General features: G+C 62.9%; 18 protein-coding genes. 9 read left to right on the top strand and 9 right to left on the bottom strand.

Annotated features, from left to right (window positions below):
- Positions 1 to 5: 5 nt before the first annotated feature.
- Together D4Q51_RS15945 and D4Q51_RS07000 are read right to left on the bottom strand one after the other, a co-directional pair.
- Positions 6 to 731, bottom strand: coding sequence for a winged helix-turn-helix domain-containing protein (locus D4Q51_RS15945; protein WP_240624602.1), 726 nt, complete (start codon positions 729 to 731; stop codon positions 6 to 8).
- A 69-nt stretch (positions 732 to 800) separates the two neighbouring features.
- Complete coding sequence (locus D4Q51_RS07000) at positions 801 to 2,000, bottom strand: LL-diaminopimelate aminotransferase (RefSeq protein ID WP_120077016.1); 1,200 nt, start codon at positions 1,998 to 2,000, stop codon at positions 801 to 803.
- Between the two features lie 147 nt (positions 2,001 to 2,147).
- On the opposite strand from D4Q51_RS07000, the gene D4Q51_RS06995 reads away from it, so the two are divergent.
- From D4Q51_RS06995 to D4Q51_RS06970, 6 genes are all read left to right on the top strand, one after another.
- Positions 2,148 to 4,013, top strand: a complete 1,866-nt coding sequence (locus D4Q51_RS06995; protein ID WP_120077015.1) for a PHA/PHB synthase family protein — start codon at positions 2,148 to 2,150, stop codon at positions 4,011 to 4,013.
- A 158-nt stretch (positions 4,014 to 4,171) separates the two neighbouring features.
- The gene (locus D4Q51_RS06990) at positions 4,172 to 4,906 is read left to right on the top strand and encodes a phasin family protein (RefSeq protein ID WP_120077014.1); all 735 of its coding nucleotides are present in this window, start codon (positions 4,172 to 4,174) and stop codon (positions 4,904 to 4,906) included.
- A gap of 173 nt (positions 4,907 to 5,079) precedes the next feature.
- Positions 5,080 to 5,466: an ATP-dependent Clp protease adapter ClpS gene (gene clpS / locus D4Q51_RS06985; RefSeq protein ID WP_240624601.1), complete on the top strand. Its 387-nt coding sequence runs from the start codon at positions 5,080 to 5,082 to the stop codon at positions 5,464 to 5,466.
- A 165-nt stretch (positions 5,467 to 5,631) separates the two neighbouring features.
- Positions 5,632 to 6,852, top strand: a complete 1,221-nt coding sequence (locus D4Q51_RS06980; RefSeq protein WP_120077062.1) for an LptF/LptG family permease — start codon at positions 5,632 to 5,634, stop codon at positions 6,850 to 6,852.
- Complete coding sequence (gene lptG / locus D4Q51_RS06975) at positions 6,842 to 7,939, top strand: LPS export ABC transporter permease LptG (RefSeq protein ID WP_120077013.1); 1,098 nt, start codon at positions 6,842 to 6,844, stop codon at positions 7,937 to 7,939. The genes D4Q51_RS06980 and lptG overlap by 11 nt, the downstream gene beginning before the upstream one ends.
- The gene (locus D4Q51_RS06970) at positions 7,936 to 8,460 is read left to right on the top strand and encodes a GNAT family N-acetyltransferase (RefSeq protein WP_120077012.1); all 525 of its coding nucleotides are present in this window, start codon (positions 7,936 to 7,938) and stop codon (positions 8,458 to 8,460) included. The genes lptG and D4Q51_RS06970 overlap by 4 nt, the downstream gene beginning before the upstream one ends.
- A 3-nt stretch (positions 8,461 to 8,463) precedes the next feature.
- Here D4Q51_RS06970 and D4Q51_RS06965 read toward each other — a convergent pair whose 3' ends face one another.
- On the bottom strand, positions 8,464 to 9,555 hold the full coding sequence (locus D4Q51_RS06965; protein ID WP_120077011.1) for a fatty acid desaturase family protein: 1,092 nt from the start codon (positions 9,553 to 9,555) through the stop codon (positions 8,464 to 8,466).
- 151 nt (positions 9,556 to 9,706) lie between these two features.
- Here D4Q51_RS06965 and D4Q51_RS06960 point away from each other — a divergent pair, with 151 nt between their 5' ends.
- The 3 genes from D4Q51_RS06960 (at position 9,707) to D4Q51_RS06950 (ending at position 12,574) form a co-directional block, all read left to right on the top strand.
- On the top strand, positions 9,707 to 10,861 hold the full coding sequence (locus D4Q51_RS06960; protein ID WP_120077010.1) for an N-acetyltransferase: 1,155 nt from the start codon (positions 9,707 to 9,709) through the stop codon (positions 10,859 to 10,861).
- A gap of 101 nt (positions 10,862 to 10,962) precedes the next feature.
- Complete coding sequence (locus tag D4Q51_RS06955) at positions 10,963 to 11,406, top strand: response regulator (protein WP_120077009.1); 444 nt, start codon at positions 10,963 to 10,965, stop codon at positions 11,404 to 11,406.
- A gap of 373 nt (positions 11,407 to 11,779) precedes the next feature.
- Positions 11,780 to 12,574 (top strand): response regulator, encoded by a 795-nt coding sequence (locus D4Q51_RS06950; RefSeq protein WP_120077008.1) that lies wholly within the window; start codon positions 11,780 to 11,782, stop codon positions 12,572 to 12,574.
- A gap of 10 nt (positions 12,575 to 12,584) precedes the next feature.
- Here the strand turns inward: D4Q51_RS06950 and D4Q51_RS06945 are convergent, their stop codons facing one another.
- From D4Q51_RS06945 to D4Q51_RS06920, 6 genes are read right to left on the bottom strand one after another with little or no spacing between them, the layout of a single operon-like run.
- Positions 12,585 to 13,979 carry an MATE family efflux transporter gene (locus D4Q51_RS06945; protein ID WP_120077007.1) on the bottom strand — a complete coding sequence of 465 codons (1,395 nt, stop codon included), beginning with the start codon at positions 13,977 to 13,979 and terminating at the stop codon, positions 12,585 to 12,587.
- A gap of 53 nt (positions 13,980 to 14,032) precedes the next feature.
- On the bottom strand, positions 14,033 to 15,034 hold the full coding sequence (locus D4Q51_RS06940; protein WP_120077006.1) for an alcohol dehydrogenase catalytic domain-containing protein: 1,002 nt from the start codon (positions 15,032 to 15,034) through the stop codon (positions 14,033 to 14,035).
- 6 nt (positions 15,035 to 15,040) lie between these two features.
- Positions 15,041 to 15,931 (bottom strand): MBL fold metallo-hydrolase, encoded by an 891-nt coding sequence (locus D4Q51_RS06935; RefSeq protein WP_120077005.1) that lies wholly within the window; start codon positions 15,929 to 15,931, stop codon positions 15,041 to 15,043.
- 33 nt (positions 15,932 to 15,964) lie between these two features.
- Positions 15,965 to 17,083 (bottom strand): NAD(P)-dependent alcohol dehydrogenase, encoded by a 1,119-nt coding sequence (locus tag D4Q51_RS06930; RefSeq protein WP_120077004.1) that lies wholly within the window; start codon positions 17,081 to 17,083, stop codon positions 15,965 to 15,967.
- Positions 17,084 to 17,134: 51 nt separating this feature from the next.
- Positions 17,135 to 17,998 (bottom strand): SDR family NAD(P)-dependent oxidoreductase, encoded by an 864-nt coding sequence (locus tag D4Q51_RS06925; RefSeq protein ID WP_120077003.1) that lies wholly within the window; start codon positions 17,996 to 17,998, stop codon positions 17,135 to 17,137.
- Between the two features lie 52 nt (positions 17,999 to 18,050).
- Positions 18,051 to 18,620 carry a 2,4'-dihydroxyacetophenone dioxygenase family protein gene (locus tag D4Q51_RS06920; protein WP_240624600.1) on the bottom strand — a complete coding sequence of 190 codons (570 nt, stop codon included), beginning with the start codon at positions 18,618 to 18,620 and terminating at the stop codon, positions 18,051 to 18,053.
- Positions 18,621 to 18,630 lie beyond the last annotated feature (10 nt).

Raw genomic sequence — 18,630 nt, 5'->3', positions numbered from 1 at the left:
GTCTGTCAGGCGTCCTCTTCCGCCCAGCCGAGATCGCGCAGATAGTCGTCCAGCGCATCCTGCTGCCGAAAACCGCTGGCCAGTAAGAATGGCTTCGGCGTCGCGAGGCGATAACCGCCCTCCGGCACGGTCTGCACGTAATCGTCACAAGCGGCGCTCGCCAATTTTGCGCGCAGGCGCGACACGTGAACCTCCACGCTGTTCGTCTCTGGCTCGTGGTTGAGACGCCATACGTCGGCTATCAGTTGCCTGCGTGTCACTCGCTCGCCAGGCGTGTCGGCCAGTCGCCAGAGGACCCCGAATTCGCGCGGATGCAGGCCCAGCCAGCGGTTGCCCTTGCGCGCGTCGCGATGGAACAGGTCCAGCGTCAGCGATCCGACATCGCGCCAGCGTGGCAACATGCCAAACATATCGGCGACGCGGCGCGAGCGCGCCTCCAGTTCATGCAGCGCGGTGTCGGCCGACAAGACCTCCGCACATCCCAGCGATAGCAACGCAGCGCGTTCCGCAGGATTCTCGACCCCTAGCAGTATGAGCCGCCATGCAGGACGGTCTGATTCGGCGAGGGCGTGGCGCTGAAGTGGCGAGAGGGCGCGGGTGTCGCAGACGAGGACGTGGCGGCATTCGGCTCGCCAACCTCTCCTGCCGTGGCAGAGGGTCCAGCCGATCCGGCGCAAGTCCCACTGCGCGGGAGGCTCCGGCTCGCCCGCGATCCAGCCGAAATTGGCCATTGTTGCCCCGTCCTACCCACCCTGCGGAGCAAGCCAGCAAGAGTGGCCAGGCACGCCCGCTCGCGCGCGTCATTTCCCCGAAGTGTTGATGCCCATTTCCTGGAAATAGCGTTTTACGTTACGCGCGGCCTGGCGCAGGCGCTGTTCGTTCTCCACCATTGCAATACGAACGTAACCTTCGCCATCCTCGCCATAGCCAACACCCGGGGCCACGGCGACTTCCGCCTTGGTGAGCAATTGCTTGGAGAATTCGAGGCTGCCCATTTCCTTCAGCGCGGGCGGCAGCGGAGCCCAGGCGAACATGCTGGCAGGCGGCGGCGGGATTTCCCATCCGGCACGGCCGAATGCTTCCACCATCACGTCGCGCCGCTTGTGATACATCTCGCGGTTCTTGCCCACGAAGTCCTGCGGTCCGTTCAGTGCTGCACAGGCAGCGGCCTGGATCGGCGTGAAGGCGCCATAGTCGATGTAGCTTTTCACGCGGGCGAGCGCGGAGATCAACGTCTGGTTGCCGACTGCGAAGCCGATGCGCCACCCGGCCATGCCGAATGTCTTGGACAGGCTGGTGAATTCCACCGCCACGTCCTTCGCGCCCGGCACCTGCAGAATCGAAGGCGTCGGCTTGCCGTCGTAGTAGAGTTCGGAATAGGCGAGGTCCGACAGGATCCATACCTTGTGGAATTTCGCCCAGTCGACGAGCTTCTTGTAGAAATCCAGATCGACCACTTCCGCTGTCGGGTTCGACGGGAAATTCACCACCAGGATTGTCGGGCGCGGTACGGTGAAGTTCATCGCCGCTTCCAGCGCTTCCCAGTATTTCTCATCCGGCGTGGTCGGCACTGACCGGATCGAGGCGCCAGCGATGATGAAGCCGAACGTGTGGATCGGGTAGCTGGGGTTGGGCGCCAGGATGGTATCGCCCGGCGCCGTGATAGCAGTCGCGAGGCTGGCGAGCCCTTCCTTGGAGCCTAGGGTCACGACCACTTCATTGTCGGGGTCGAGGTCCACGCCGAAGCGCCGCTCGTAATAACTGGCCTGGGCCTTGCGCAGGCCCGGAATACCCTTGGATTGCGAATAGCCGTGGGCATCGGGGTTCTGGGCCACTTCGCACAGCTTGTCGATCACGTGCTGCGGCGGCGGCTGGTCCGGGTTTCCCATGCCGAGGTCGATGATGTCGCGCCCTTCCGCACGCGCGGCCGCTCGCATCGCGTTGACTTCGGCGATGACATAGGGCGGGAGGCGCTTCATGCGGTAGAATTGCTGGTCCATCTGATCCTTCTCTCGGGTACAACCGGGTTAATAGTGGCGTCTATCTGGCGCAAAGGTGTTGCCAGCGCAACGCAGCAAACGGCCTGGCGTCGCTTCAAGGGCCGGTTTGCCTCCCATTTGCAGCATTTGGCTCTATAAGGGCCGGCCATGGCCAAAGATACCGACACTGGCGAGGAAGCCGCCGACATCTTCACCGAGATGCTGCGCATGCAGGGCGAGGCAGCCCGGCAAATGATGCAGACCTTCGCTCCGCAAGCCGCCCATTCCGTTCCGGACGAGACGGCTATCGATGCAATGGGCGAGGCGATGATGGAGTTCCAGAAGACCTGGCTGCAATTCTGCCTACCGCCCGAACAACGCGGTGCCCCGCTGCTGAGCGATCCAGCAAGTTGGATGGAGGCGCTGCAAAAGTGGTCTTCCGCAAACCCGCTTCTGGATGCCGAGGCGCAGCAAAAATTATGGACCGACGGCCTGCAGCTCTGGAACGACGTGCTGTCGCATTATTCGAATGAAAGTGAAGGCGAGAAGGGCGCAGCGCTGCCTTTCAAGGATCGACGCTTCGCCGATCCGAAGTGGCGCGAGCAGCCGGTTTTCGCGCTGATCCACCAGACCTACCTTTTGTTCGCCGAACGGCTTTCCAAAAGCGTCGACACGGCAGAGGGATTGACCGAGGAAGACCGCGAGAACCTGCGCTTTGCCACCAAGGGCGTGCTCGACGCCATGAGCCCTGCCAACTACCCGATGATGAACCCCGTGGTGCTGGAGCGCACGATGGAAACCCAGGGGGAGAACCTGGTGCGCGGGTTGGAGCGACTGACGCACGACCTGGAGAAGGGCCAGCTAACGCATACCGACACCAGCAAGTTCGTGGTGGGCGAGAACATCGCCTCGACGCCCGGCAAGGTGATCCACGAGACCGAGCTGTTCCAGATCATTCATTACAGTCCCACCACCGACGAGGTGCTGGAGGTGCCGCTGCTGATCTTCCCGCCGTGGATCAACCGGTTCTACATCCTCGATCTGAACGAGAAGAAGAGCTTCGTGCGCTGGGCGCTGGACCAGGGCATCTCGGTGTTCATGGTCAGCTGGAAATCAGCCGACGAGAGCCTCACCCACATCGACTGGGACGATTATATTCTCGCCCAGATCGAGGCAATCGACTTCGTGCGCGAACGGCTGAAAGTGCTGAGCGTCCACACGATCGGCTACTGCGTGGCGGGCACGACGCTGGCGGCGACGCTCGCCGTGCTGGCGCGCCGTGGGCAGGCCGAGAAAGTGAAGAGCGCCACATTCTTCACCGCGCAGGTGGATTTCCGGCACGCGGGCGAACTCAAGCTGTTCGTGGACGAGGGCAAGCTGGAATTCATCCGGCAGGCCAGCAAGGGCGGCTATCTCGACGGGCGATACCTTGCGGCCACCTTCAACATGCTGCGTGGCAGCGACCTGATCTGGAACTACGTGGTCAACCACTACCTGCTGGGAGAGGACTATCCGGCCTTCGACCTGCTTTTCTGGAACGGCGATGTCACCAACCTGCCGGCAAAGTGGCATGCGGCGTATCTGCGCGATCTCTACCGTGACAACCTGCTGGTGGAACCGGATGCCCTTGGCGCGGACGGCACTTCGATAGACTTGCGACGCGTTGCGTGCCCCACCTACATCCAGGCGGGGCGAGAGGACCATATCGCTCCGCCGGAAAGTGTGTTCGAAGCGCTGAAGCATTTCAACGGCCCCAACCGCTTCGTGCTGGCAGGCAGCGGCCACATCGCGGGCGTGGTCAATCCGCCTGCCGCGAACAAGTACCAGTACTGGACCAACGACGGAGAGTTTTCCTCTCTTGAAGAGTTCGTCGAGGGCGCGGTCGAGCATCCCGGAAGCTGGTGGCCGGACTGGGCGCAATGGCTCGCCACGCTGGATAGCACCAAGGTCAAGGCGACGGGCCGCCGCAAGCCCGGCAGCAAGGCCAATCCTGCAATCGAGGACGCGCCGGGCAGCTTCGTGAAGTTGCGCTAGATCCGGTCAAGTACCTGACAACACAAGATTCAGTGCCGTTGTGCACTGCAACATTTTTCCTTGACTTCGCGCCTGCGAAGGTCTATTTGTGCATTGCAACAAGAGGTCGCGGTAGAACGTGATCGCGAACGAATGCAGTGAGACACAAGCGAGGAATTATGGCCGAGTCAGCGTCCAAGACCGAAGACACAGCCGAGAAGGCGCCCGCCGCCGCTACCAAGCCGGCAGAGGTCGAGGCGAAGACGGCTGCCCCCGCCAAGGAGGCTCCGGTTGCTGCCAGGAAGGCAGCACCGAAGAAGCGCGCCGCCAAGAAGGCTGCGCCCAAGAAAGCCGCTCCGGCCAGGAAGCCGGTGGCGAAGAAAACCCCCGCTCCCAAGGCCCGGACTAAGGCCGCTGCGAGCGCCAAGTCCGAACCCACAGTTACCCAGCTCAAGGAAAAAATCATGGCTACCCCGAACTTCGACTACAGCAAGCAGATCACCGAAACGATGACCGAAGCGGTCAACGAAATGCAGGCTCGTACCCAGGCCGCTTACGACAAGAGCACCGAGGCCATGAGCGAGATGACCGATTTCGCCAAGGGCAACGTCGAAGCCATGGTCGAAACCGGCAAGGTGTTCACCGAGTCGCTGCAGGGCATGGGCCAGACGATGGCTGACGAAGCCAAGATGGCCTACGAAACCGCCACTGCCGACATCAAGGACATGGCCAGCATCAAGAGCCCGACCGAGCTGTTCCAGCTGCAGGGCAAGATCATGCGTCGCAACTTCGATGCCATGGTCGCCATGTCGTCCAAGACGACCGACGCGACCATGAAGATGGCGAACGACGTCGCCGCTCCGCTGTCGGCCCGCGTGAACGTGGCCGCCGAGAAGATGTCGAAGGTTGCCTAACGGCTTTCAACAGTTACCGATCGCCGAAACCTCTCCTCTCCCACGGCGATCAGTTGACGGGCCGGGCAGCCAGGCTGTCCGGCCCGAATGCTGTCCGGACCGGATGCAAACCGCGGCGAAATTGCAAAACCGCACTTGCAGCCAGCACATTCGATACGATATTCGCGCAGGAAATGACCCGCACCGATCCCCTTTCTACTGCCCACCGCTGGGCCGTTGTCGCCGCTGACGAGGATGGTGACGAAGGCGGCGTGGGCGACGGCCAGGGGCAGGTCGGCGTCGCTACCAAGACCCGCGCGAAGCCCAAAAAGCCCAGCCAGTACAAGGTGCTGATGCTGAACGACGACTACACCCCGATGGAGTTCGTCGTGATGGTTCTGAAACGCTTTTTCCGCATGGACCTGGAGCAGGCGACCCGCGTCATGCTGCACGTTCACCAGCGCGGCGTGGGCGTTTGCGGCATTTTTCCTTACGAAGTGGCCGAAACCAAGGTGAACCAGGTGATGGATTTCGCTCGGGAAAACCAGCATCCGCTGCAATGCACGCTTGAGAAGGCCTGAGCCTTCGCTCGCCCAAGGCCAAAGCCTGTACAATTCAATACATGACCGCGACAGGATTTGTCGCTAAGGCGCGGGAACCCTAACCCTTCCGCAGCGTCAGACTGGCACGTGTCCCGCTTCATCACCGCTACAGACCGCTATATCTTCCGGCTCGTGATCGTGCCGATGATCGGCGTGTTCGTGCTGGCCGCCAGCCTGCTGCTGCTGGAAAAGATGCTGCGGCTATTCGATTTCGTCAGTGTGGAAGGCGGGCCGATCAGCATCGTGTTCGAGATGCTCATCAATCTCGTGCCCGAATATGCCGGGCTCGCCATTCCGCTGGGATTGCTGCTCGGCATCCTCTTCGCATTCCGTAAACTCGCCATTTCCAGCGAGCTGGACGTGATGCGCGCGGTCGGCTGGTCCTACACCCGGCTGCTGCGCGTGCCGTTCCTCATCACCTTCGCACTCGTCGCGCTGAATTTCGCCATCGTCGGTTTCATCCAGCCGCAGGCGCGTTTCGCCTACGAGGAGATGGAGTTCGAGCTTCGATCCGGCGCGCTGGGCGCTTCGATCAAGGTGGGCGAGTTCAACACCATCGAGGACCGCATGGCCCTGCGGATCGAGGAGAGCGAGGACGAAGGACGCCAGCTGATGGGCATCTTTGCCCGCGTGTCAGACGATGCCGGTCAGGTGCTTTCCATCTCTGCGCGCGAGGGCCGCTTCCTCGCCAACCGGGAAGATCGCAACACCATCATCCTGCGGCTGGTGGACGGGGTGATCGTGCACGACGTGGCCGAGGGGAGTCCGCGCGTGCTCAGCTTCAGCCAGCACGACCTGCCGATAGACCTGCCCGCTATCGAGGAATTCCGCGCTCGCGGAGAGGACGAACGCGAATATGTGCTACCCGAACTGCTGGAGATCGGCTGGAGCCCCGACAGCACGGCGGAGGAACGCGCGGGCAGTCAGGCCAACTTCAACTACCGGATGGTCGAAGTGGTGATGATGCTGATGCTACCGTTCCTTGCCGTGGCGCTGGCCGTGCCGCCCAAGCGCAGCACCTCCGCCCTCGGCGTGTTCCTCTCCATCGTGATCGTCGTCGCCTATCACAAGATCAACCAGTACGGTTCGGAGGTGGCGGAGATCGGCCGGATCGACCCCTTCCTTGCCTTGTGGGGGCCGTTTGCGGTGCTGTTCGCGCTTATCAGCTGGATGTATTATCAGGTCGCCTTCGTTCCCGGCGGACAGGCTATCGGCTTCCTCGAAAGCTTCTATTCCAAGATTGCCCGCCGCCTGAAAAAGCTGATCGGGCGCGACAAGCTGCGCGGGCTGGTGCCGGAAGAGGACCTGCACGAGCAGCAGGAAGAGAACATGCAACGGCAGGGGGGCGCGCCAGGTGCTGCTTGATTTTTTCCCCTCCCGCACGCTGACGATCTATCTGGCGAAGATGTTCGCCGTGCGCATCGTGGCGGTGCTCGCCATGCTGGTGCTGGTGCTGCTGGCGCTCGACATGCTGGGCAAGACGGGAGACATCCTCGCCGTGCCGGGGAACGGCGATTCTGAGGTATGGCTTTATGCCAGCCTGCGCGCGCCGCAGCTTGTCGCGCGGTTCCTGCCCTACTCGGTGCTATTGGCGACGATTATCACGCTGGCCGGGCTGAACCAGAACTCCGAAGTAATCTCGATGAAGGCGGCTGGCCTGTCCGCGCACCAGATCCTCGCGCCGCTGCTGTTGATCGGCATGGTGGTGGCAGTCATTTCTTTCGCTTTCAACGAACGCATCGTCACCCGCGCCACGGCAACGCTCAAAGTGTGGGAGGACGTGGAATACGCTGCCATCCCCGAGGACCGGGAGGCGCGCAGCAATGTCTATTTCAACGACGGCAACGACGTGCTGATGGGCAGCACGCTGTCGGGCCGCGGGGCGGAAACGGTGCTGACCGACGTCACGTTCTACGAGCGGGATGATGGCGGCATGATCACCCGGCAGATCACAGCCGATCGCGCCTCGTTTGCGTCCCCCGGATGGCTGCTGGAAGATGCCTCCGCATTCACCGTGGCGAGCGCGCAGACGCAGGCGATCGACAGCATTACCGTCGCGCCCGGCGTGGAGATCGCGCAGGTCGAATTGCGCCGTGTCGACGCCGATGCGCAGCCGCTCGCCAGCCTTTCCGAAAGTATTGAGGCGCTGCAGGGCGCGGGCCGCCGGACAGGCGAGCTGGAAGCCAAGTGGTGGCACAAGATTTCGGGCCCGCTTTCCGCCGTCCTCATGCCGCTGCTGGGAGCAGTCGCGGGTTTCGGCCTTGCGCGTTCGGGCAAGCTGTTTGCGCGCGCGGTTATCGGCATGGCGCTGGGTTTCGCCTATTTCGTGGTCGACAATGCCGCGCTCGCCATGGGCAGTTTCGGCGGCTACCCGCCGCTGCTGGCGGCATGGGCGCCATTCTTCCTGTTCCTGCTGGTGGGCGAAACTGTCCTGGTCCGCACCGAGGAATGACGGCTGCGGACTGGTCCTTGCGCCTCGCGCGCCCCGAAGATGCCGAACAGTTTGCGGAAGTCGAGGAGGACGCAGCCCGCCTGTTCCTGACAGAGCCGTCGCTGGTGGACATCGCCATGCCCGCTCCGCGCTCGGCAGAGCAGTATCGGGCGATTATCGCCCAGCGCCAGAGCCTGTCCGCTACCAGCGAGGACAATGTGGTTGGTTTCGCCGCCGCGCGGCCCGCCGGGCGCGAATTGCACCTGCACGAACTCAGCGTTGCCCGCGCTTTCCAGCGGCGTGGCATCGGTGCAACCTTGCTGCGCGCCTTGCAGATCGATGCCCGCAACGCAGGCTTCCGGGCAATTACGTTGCACACCTTCCGCGACATTGCGTTTCATGCGCCGTTCTATGTTCGGCACGGCTTCACCGTCATCGATGCACTGGACGAGCATCCGCGTCTGGCCGCCGGACTGGAGGCCGCAACGGAAGCGGGCCTTCCACCGGAGCGGCGGTGTGCGATGATTTGCGAACTGGACTAGGGTCTAGCCTTCGCGCCGACCCATCGTGCTGCGGGCGATGCGGCCGACAAGCGGGATCATCCCCGGATGGCTCGCCTCGGCAAAGGTCGAAGTATCGCCCAGCTTCGCCGAGATGCGCTTATGCGCCTCGTGCAGCGAGTGGTAGGGCATAGACGGCACGAGGTGGTGCAGCGCATGATAACGCAGGCCCACAGGCGCCCAGATGCCCGCGATGAAGCTGGGCACGTTCACGCTGTCGAGATACTGCGCGGTCACGGTCATGGCCTCGCCATCGTTCTCCCACAGGTGCGCCACCAGCGTGCGAAGCTGGTTGAACACGGCGACAGCGGCGGTGATGCCAGCAGCGATCAGCAGCGGCCGCCAGCCCAGCCAGAACGGCGTGGAAATCAGGAACATCGCCCACAGGCTTGCGCCGACCTGCTGGAACAGGAACCAGCCGCGTTCCCTGTCTTCCGCCGGGCGGCGACGGAACGAGGGGTTGATGGAAAGCGCAGACAGGCGCTCCCAGGCGAAGCGGCGCAGGGGCGGCACGATCAGCCCGATGGGCGCGATAATGCCCCAGCGCACGATCAGCGCGACGGGTGCGAGCGCGGCGACCAGCACGAACAGCGGCAGGCTCCACGGCTTCATCAGCGCCAGCGGCATGTATTCCGGGTCCTCGATCGTGCCGTACTTTGTTCGCGCGTGGTGCAGCGTGTGGACGTTCTCGTACATCAGGCTGGGCGTCAGCAGCGGAATGCCGACCAGCAGGTTCCACCCGGCGCGAAAGCCCGGCAGGGCATCGCGGTGCAGGTGACTGATCTCGTGAATGAACAGCAGCGCCCGGTAGAGCGCGAAGACCGAAACGATACCCAGCGCGATGGCAAGCCAGGTGCTTTCCACCAGGATGGCACCAGCCATCGTGGCATAGCCAACGAGGGCGGAGACGATCATGTCCGGCCAGTAGATTTCCGGGCGAGCGGTATTGATGTCGCGCGTCAGTTCAGCCGCCGCGCGAAGCATCGCCTTGTCGTCGGGAATCTGCGCATGCACGCGCCGGCGCTGCACGGGGGCAGCGGCGCTGTCTTGCTCGGGAATGTTGCTCGTCGCTTCCATGGGGCGGCTCTATACTGCAAATTGTCGATAAGGGCGATGGGCCGGGGGTCTACGTTCCGACGCGGGTGGCCAAGTTCTCTTGAGCCGGATTACTTGACAGGGCCTTGATGCATATCAAGAGCGAACGCGATATGAACGAAAGGCCAAGTGTGTGAGCCAGAAGATAGATATTGCCCCGGTTTCCGGCAAGGGCGACCTCGATGCATTCATCGAAATCGCCTTCGAACTGAACAAGGGCGATCCCAACTGGGTGCCGCCGCTGCGCATGGAAGTGCGCGAATTGCTGGACGAGAAGAAGAACCCCTTCTTCGAACACGCCAAGGTGCAGCTGTTCCTGGCACGGCGCGGGGACAAGGTGGTTGGCCGCATTTCCGCGCATTACGACGAACTCGCGCTCGCGCAGCCGCCAGAGCAGGGCAGCGGTCCGGGAACGGGCAACTGGGGCCTGATGGAGGCCTTTGACGAGGCCGTTATGGCCGCGCTGATCGCCCGCGCGGAGGACTGGCTGCGCGAACAGGGCATGACGCGGGTTCTGGCGCCGATGAGCCTTTCTGTCTGGGATGAGCCTGGCCTGCTCACCAAGGGTCACGACCATCCGCCGATGATCATGATGGGCCACCACAACGCGGCGTATCAGGGCTGGGTCGAGGCACAGGGATACAAAACGGCGAAGCGGCTGCTGACCTACGACCTCAGGATCGAGGATGGCTTTCCGCCGCTGATCGACCGGATCGTCGCATCGGGCGAAAAATCCAGTCGCATCCATGTGCGAATGGTCGATACCAAGAATTTCGAGGACGATGCCGCGATCTGCATGGATATCCTCAACTCCGCCTGGTCCACCAATTGGGGCTATGTGCCCTTTACCGAGGCAGAGAAGGTCTATGCCTCGAACAAGCTGAAGCCGCTGACGAAGCAGGGCGCGAACATGATCGCCTTCGTCGACGGGGAGCCGGCTGCCTTCATGCTTTCCTGGCCGGATATCAACCTGAAGATCAAGGATTACGGCGGCAAGCTCTTCCCGTTCAACTGGCTGAAGCTGCTGTGGTGGCTGCGCAACCCGGACTCGCTCAACTGGCGCGTGCCACTGATGGGCGTGGTACCCAAATACCAGAACAGCCGCATGGCCAGCCAGCTCGCTTTCATGATGATCGAGTACATCCGCCGCTATTCAGTGGGTCGCTTCGATGCCGAGAGGGCGGAGGTGGGCTGGATCCTGGAGGACAACCAGGGCATGGTTGCCATCGCCGATGCCATCGGGGCGAAGGTCAATCGCGAGTACCGGCTCTATCATAAGAATCTTTGATTCTGTCCTTTACGTCACGGGGAACTTGGCGGCGTGGAGCAGCGTTGCTTCGCCAGGGTCGTTTCCGAATTCCGGAGCGCCAGCACCCCCTTCGGAGGCCAATGAGCAAGACTGCCGTATCCAGCGCCCGTTCCGGCAAGCCGCGCAAGCAGCCAAAGCTTGGCCGCGTTCTGCTGGTGGAAGACGATGCCGTCCTGGCGATGTCGCTGGAGGATGCCTTGCTGCGTGGCGGTGCCGAGGAAGTGATCATCTGCCACACCATGCAATCGACGATGGAGCAGCTGGAGGACGGCGAGAAGCTGGACGCCATCGTGCTGGACGTGCACCTTGCCGATCGCGACGACGGCTGGGCGTTGGCCGAACTGGTCGATCTGCTCGGCCCGAAGCGGCCCTGGATAGCATTTTCTACCGGCTCGCCCGACGACATCCCCAAGGAAATCGCGCTGATGGGCCCGGTGTTCGAAAAGCCCTACGACCCCGACAAGCTGGTCGAGGTCATGGCCGCAGGGCGCAAACGCGGCCTGTTTTCCCGCCTCCTGGGCTGACACGCAACACTTCGACATTTCAAAGCCGTGTTGGTGCGTGCCACAAGTGTGCCTCTGCACAGCTACTGTCATCCATCGCGAGGCTAAAAAAAAGGCCTCCGATCTTGTGATCGGAGGCCTCTTGGGATCGTATCACCAGCCGCTTGGACGGGAGGGGGGTCTCGGCGGTGACATAGACTAAATGACCGCTGCGAAAAGCGGTTCCCCGCACTTTCAAAAAAAACCGAAAAATGTTCGGGCGACTTTGAAAATCGAAAACAGGCTGTCATTGGATGCGGGTCATTCACAGCTGGAAAATCACGTTGGAAGTGCCACTTGGAACCCAAGCGCATCGCGCGCGTTCACGTGACACCTACAATCGGGAAGGGTTTCTATGAGTATTGGTGCCGAAGTTGCTGCACACCTGCCGTTTCTCCGCCGCTACGCGCGCGCTCTCACGGGCTCGCAGTCGACTGGCGATGCGTTTGTCCAGGCCACGCTGGAAGCTGCACTGGCGGACGAAAGCGTCGCCGACAGCCTGCGTGGCGGACGCGTTCCTCTTTACAAGACATTCAACAAGGTCTGGTCCAGCGCCTACATGGAAGTGGAAAGTGCCGAATCCATCGGCAGCACCCACGAGATTGCCGCGCAGGACCAGCTGAAGCGGATCACGCCCGTCAACCGCCAGGCATTGCTGCTCACCACGGTCGAGGATTTCTCGACCGAGGAGGCAGCCGAAATCATGGACATGAGCGCGGACGACGTCGAGTCACTCGTTCGCGAGGCGATTGCAGAGATTGAGCGCGAAAGTGCAACCAGCGTTCTCATCATCGAGGACGAGCCGCTGATCTCCATGCAGCTTGAAGACCTCGTGAAGTCGCTCGGCCACGAAATCTGCGGCACGGCGGCAACCCGCACGCAGGCGCAGGACGTGGTTGCCGACAAGACGCCGGGCCTCGTGCTGGCCGATATCCAGCTTGCCGACGGTTCCTCGGGCCTCGATGCGGTGGACGACATTCTCGCCATCCAGTCGGTGCCGGTGATCTTCATCACCGCATACCCGGAACGCCTGCTTACGGGAGACCGTCCGGAGCCGACCTACCTCATCACCAAGCCTTTCCAGGAAGACACGGTGCGTGCGGCGATCAGCCAGGCGCTGTTCTTCGGTTCCAGCCGCCCGCTGGACTAAAGGCTTTGCTTCAAGCGTCCCCGGCGGCTTTTTCGCCGGGGCGCTTCCACAGCACCAACCACGCGATCGCCGCAGCGGCAAGGCCGCCCAGCAGGTTCGCCGTCAGTTCCGCCAGGTAGACGGCCTGGGTGCCCAGTGCGCCCCGCAGCAGCCAGGCGAACGGCACCATCACCAGCATCACACGGCTGATCGAAAGGGCTAGCGCGTTGCTGGCCCTGTCTATCGCGTTGAGAGCACCGTTGACGACGATCAGCACGCCGTATCCGGCATATCCCCAGACGGAAATCGCGAGATAGGCGCTTGTAGCTTCCAGCGTCTGAGCTTCGTCGCTGAACAGTTCGGCGAACCACTCCCGCGAAGTATAGAGAACCAGTGCTGCGGCCAGCCCGTAGCCCACGCAGAACAGGCCCGCCTGCACCAGTGCGCGGCGCGCCCTGTCGTACTGGCGCGCGCCCCAGTTCTGGCCGACGATCGCGCCGATGGAGCCGGACAGCGCCAACAATGGCACCACCGCGAAACTTTGCAGGCGGCCGCCCGCGCCGAAACCGGCGACGGCTGCCGTGCCCTCCGCGGCTAGCAGCGAGGTAAGGATGGCAAGACCTGCCGGATTGATCGAATTGGTGAAAGCCGCAGGCCCGGCGACGCGGGTGAGCGCCCTGAGCTGCACACCGATGCGGCAGTTCTTCACAGCCGATGGGCGGAATGGCAGGTCGTGCCGTTCCAGCAGCCAGAAAGCCGCGACGATGCCGACGATCCAGCCGCCGATGGTGGCATAGGCCGCGCCCGCGACGCCGAAGCCCTCGATCCCGAAGGCACCGGTGATCAGGATCGGGTCGAGTATCCAGTTGGCGATGGAGTAGATCACAAGCACGGCCGTGTTGCTCTTGGCCGCACCTTGTCCGCGCAGCACGCCGTTCGCGCCCATCATCGTCATCATCAGCACGAAACCGAAGGCGTAGGGCTTCATGTACTGATCGATCAGCGGCAGTATTTCGGCGTCCGCCTGCATCAGCTGGAACAGCGGCTGGCGCAGCACGAACAGCAGGAGGCCAAGCGTAATCCCGGCGGCCAAGCCCAGCATCAGGCCGAGGTTCGCGCGGGCCAGGGCCCGCTCGTAATCGCCTTCACCCAGCGCGCGGCTGACCACGGAATTGATCCCCACCATCACGCCTACGCCGAGGCTCTGGAGCGCGGTGATGACCGGGAAGATGAAGCTGATCGCCGCCAATTCGTTCGCGCCGAGCTGGCCGATGAAGTAGGCGTCGATCACGCCGACGGACATGATCGCTGCAACGCCGACAATGGCGGGCGTCGTCTGCTTGACGAGGTGACCCGCGATCGACCCGCGCACCAGTTTGGCGCGCGGATTCTCCGGTGCGTCCAGGTTTTCTGCTTCGCTCGCCATGGGCCCCTAAGTGGTAGTCAGCCGTCCAGCGGCAACATGGCCCTAAGCCCCCGTCAGGGTGCGATCAACACCTTGCACTGATCGGTGCGTTTCTTCAGGCTTTCGAACACGTCCGGCGTTTCCGACAGGCTGATGGTGTCCGTCACCAGCAGGCGCGGGGCGAAGGCACCCGCATCCAGGGCGGCAAGCGCGGCCTCGTATTCCGGCACGGTGAAGAATGCGCTTGTCACCAGCTTCACCTGTTTCGACAGCATCACGAAAGTGTTGAGCGTGTCGGGCTTCGTGCACAGGCCCAGCAGAACGATGGTGCCGTCGGGGCGGACCTGCTGCACCGACTGGTCGATCAGGCCGGGAATGCCGACGCATTCGAAAACGATGTCCGCCTCTCCGCCCAGACCCTGCTTCGCGCTTTCAATGGGGTTTTCGGGGTCGACCACGAAGACGTCTGCGCCCATTTCCAGCGCGCGGCCCTGCTGGAACGTGGCAATGTCCTGCACCGCCACTTTGCCTGCGCCGAAACGCTTCGCCCAGAAGGCGACTGCAAGGCCGATGGGACCGGCGCCCAGAACCAGCACCCTGTCGCCCGTTTTCATTCCCGAGAGGTTGATACCGTGCAGCGCCACCGCCAGCGGTTCGATGATCGCGCCGTCGGCCAAGGTCAGGTCGCTGGGCAGCGGCACGCACTGGTTGGGACGGGTCACGGCGTATTGCGCGTAGCCGCCACCCTGCAGGCCGAATTTCTCGCACCATTGCACCGTGCCCTTGCGGCAATGTTCGCATTCGCCACAGCTCATCAGCGGGATCACGGAAACGAGGTCGCCGACCTTGTGGCCCTTTGTATCCTTGCCCAGCGCAACCACTTCGCCGGCAAATTCGTGGCCGAGGATATCGCCGTGCTTGCAGCCGTAAGCGGCGTCCTCGGTCATGTGCAGATCACTGCCGCAGATGCCGCAGCGGCCCACCTCAACCACCAGTTCGCCTTCGCCGGGCGTGGGATCGGGCACGTCCTCGAACGCGAGCGGCTGGTGCAGTCCCTGGAAAGTGACGGCTTTCATCGGTTTCTATTCGGTCCAGATCGGTTGTTCGCCCATGGCGACTTCGGTGGAATTGACGAGGATGAAATCGTCCAGCACGTCAATCGTAGTGGGGAAGGCCGCGCGCACCTTTGCCTGCAGGTCGTCGGAATCGGCGGCATCGGCAACCAGCCCCGGCCACGCGTCGAGATAGCGGTAGGTGAATTCTATCCCGCTGATGTCGTCCGGCAGGCCCGGGCGTGCGTGACCGGCGACAACGATTTCGGGCTGCAATTCTTCCAGACTGTCCATGCTTGCGCGCCAGGCGGCAACGGCGTCGAGGTCATGTTCCCCCAGCCACAGGTGGACCTCGTTGAATACGAGGTCACCCGGCAGCAGGGCGCGGATTTCCGGCACCCAGAGCGCGGTGGAATTGCGGTGATCGCCCTGCATCGGGCCGAGCACGCGCAGTTCGTGGCCCTCCAGCATGATCGTATCGCTCGTCAGCGCGTGCGGGGCACTGGGATAGGCGGGGCCGTTGCCCGCCAGAATAGGACTCCAGCGTTCCACCTTGAACGGCAGGGAACGCCAGATATCGGCCACCACGGTCTCGTGCGCTACGATTTCCGCGTCGGGGAAGGCTTCCTCCAGCACCTCCATCGCGAAGAAGTGGTCGGGATGGTCGTGGGTGACGAAGATGTGCGTCAGATTCTTGCCGCTATCCAGCACCATCGCTGCCACGCGGTGCGCATCGGCGAGGGTGAAGGGCGGGTCGACCAGGACGGCGTCCCGCTCCCCCATGATGAGCGCGGAATTGACGTGGAGCGAGCCTGCACTGGTGCGCAGCACTTCCACCCGAAGCGGCGGTTCCTCGTGGTCGTCCGCAAGGGCAGGGGTGGCAAAGGCCATCGCCAGGCCTGCAATCATGTATCTCAACATTTATTCCCTCCCCTTCTTACGCGCCGCCGACAGTTACTCAGGCGAAATGCGCAGCACAGGCTTCACCACGCTGCCGTCCTCGCTGGCGTGGATCGCCTCGTTGATCTGGTCGAAATCGAAATAGCCGATCAGCTTCTCGAACGGGAACTGGCCTTTCACGTGGTAGTCCAGCAGTTCGTTGAGGAACGGGCCGACATCGCTGTCTCCGCCGAGAATGCCCATCACGCGGCGGCCGCCGCCCATGAATTCGGCTTCGTTGAAGGTAAGGTTGTCGGACGGATCGGACGCGCCGACGATGCCGCAGATGCCCATCGGGGCCAGCAGGCCCCATGCCTCCTGGATCAGCGTGTTGATCCCGGTCGTATCGAATGCATAGCCGAGGCCCTGCGGCACCAGCTCGCGGATCTTGTCCATTGCGCCGTCCTTGCCGTTGAAGGCGTGGGTCGCGCCCAACTCCTTCGCCAGTTCCAGCCGCTTGTCGTTCACGTCGACGGCGATGATCGGGTTCGCACCGGCAATCTTTGCCGCCATGATCGCGGCCATGCCCACCGTGCCCGCACCAAACACGGCGATCGGCATACCCTTGCGCACCTGCATGGAACGCAGCACTGCACCCGCCCCCGTCATCAGGCCGCAACCGATGGGGGCGATGCGTTCGAGCGGGATATCGGCGGCACTGTCGGCGATCTTCACCGTGTTCGCCTCGTGCGCGATGGCGTGGGTGGCGAAGCTGGACTGGCCGAAGAAGTTGGCGTTCATCGGCTCTCCGCCCTTGAACATGACGGGCGAGCCGTCGGCGCGCTTGCCGCTCCAGTTGTGCGGGAAGAAGTTGTAGCAATAGGTCGGCGCGTCGATGGAGCAGCTCGGGCATTCGCCGCAGGAGTTGAAGCTCATCACCACGCGGTCGCCCGGCTTGGCGACCGTTACCGCGCTGCCCACTTCCTCCACGATGCCCGCGCCCTCGTGGCCCAGCACGACAGGGTGAGGGACGGGCAGCTGCTCGTCCCGCACGGCCATGTCTGTGTGGCAGACCCCGCAGGCGACCACGCGGATGCGCAGTTCGTCAGGGCGCAGGTCGTCCAGTTCCACGTCCTCGATCTTGAAGGGTTCGGAATTGCCACGGCAGATTGCGGCGCGTGCGGGGGTGGTCATCGCTTCTCCAGAAATTTACATATTGTCAAATGCACTCGTAACGAGCGCGGGCTAGTCGTTCAATGGCTTGATCGGGCCAAGCTGCATGCCGCCGTCAATCATCACGTGCGCGCCGGTCATGTAGCTGCCCGCGTCACTGGCCAGCAGCAGGGCAAGAGGTTTGATCTGGTAGGTTTCGGCCATGCGGCCCACGGGCACCAGCTTGTCCCAGGCCTCTTTCGCTTTCGGGTTCTTCTTCACCCAGCCATCGCCGATATTGGTGACGAAAGGGCCCGGCGCGATGGCGTTCACGCGGATGCCGAACGCAGCGAGTTCGTAGGCGGAATGGCGCATGAAATGCTTCACGCCCGCCTTTGCCGCCATGTAGGGCACGCCGACGATGGCCTCGTTCACTTCCGCGGCGTTGGAGGAGGTGATGACGATGGAGCCGCCCCGGCGATAGCCGTTGCCCTCGTTCGCCTTCATCACCCGCGCGGCCTCGCGCACGGTGTGGAACACGCCCGTCAGGTTGATGGCGATGGACTTGTCCCATTTGTCCTTGGAATAGACGTCGATCTGGCCATCTGGGTTGCGCTTGTCTTCCGGGCTCCAGAACCCGTCGCCCACGTCGAGGCCGGCATTGGCAAAGGCAATGTCGCAGCCGCCGTAGGCCTTTACGTGGTGGTCGAAGGCGCGGGCCACCTGGTCGAGGTCGGACACGTCGACAGTGTCCCAGCGCACTTCGTATCCTTCGTGCGAGAGCCGGTCGGCCTCCCGCGCGGCACCCTCGGCATCGATATCGGTGATCGTCACCTTGGCGCCCGCTTCGGCCATGGCCTCGGCATAGGCGAGGCCGATGCCGCTTGCGGCGCCCGTCACCAGCGCCGAGCGGCCCTTGATATCGAACTGGTCTAGCGTTCCCGGGGTATCAGACATGCTATTCCTCTCGCGTCAGCCCCGGATCGGCGATCCGGGGAAATTGTCCTGATTACAGATACAACTGACGATTGATCGGTATGCCTTGTTCCTTGCAGTAGCTTTCGTAGTGGTTGATGAACCACCACACGTCGAGCGTTTCCACGTGTTCGCCGTTCTCGTCGTAGAACTCGTTGGCGCCCTGCATCCAGAAGAAGGCCTTCATGCCGTCTGGCTCGTCCGTGACGAGGGTGTGCGCGTGGCCGGGGAATTCGGTGATGAAATCGCCCGGACCGCAAACCCAGTCGTATTCGAGGTAGCGGAATGTGCCTTCCAGCCCGATCGCCCACACCATGCCGCGGTGCTTGTGCGTGCCGATCACGCCCGCGCTCTTGATCCACAGCACGTTGGCGTAGACGTTGTTGCGGACATCGAAAGCCAGGTGCCGGATCGCGGCGTTGTCGCCGAAGGGCACCCACGGGCTCTCCGCCTCGTCGGTGGAGACGTAGGTGCCATCGCGCACGTATTCGTCGATCACGTGCTTGTAGGTCTCGGGCACGTTCACAATCCTGAACGCACCCGCCTCGGCAGCCGTCTTCGCCCCCAGAGACGATTTGGGTTTGGGCTTTTCCTGTGTGGCCACGTCGCTTGCC

This window comes from Aurantiacibacter odishensis, from assembly GCF_003605195.1.
Lineage (GTDB): Bacteria > Pseudomonadota > Alphaproteobacteria > Sphingomonadales > Sphingomonadaceae > Alteraurantiacibacter > Alteraurantiacibacter odishensis.
Note: the sequence above shows the minus strand (reverse complement) of the source record. Positions and strands in the feature narration are given on the sequence as shown.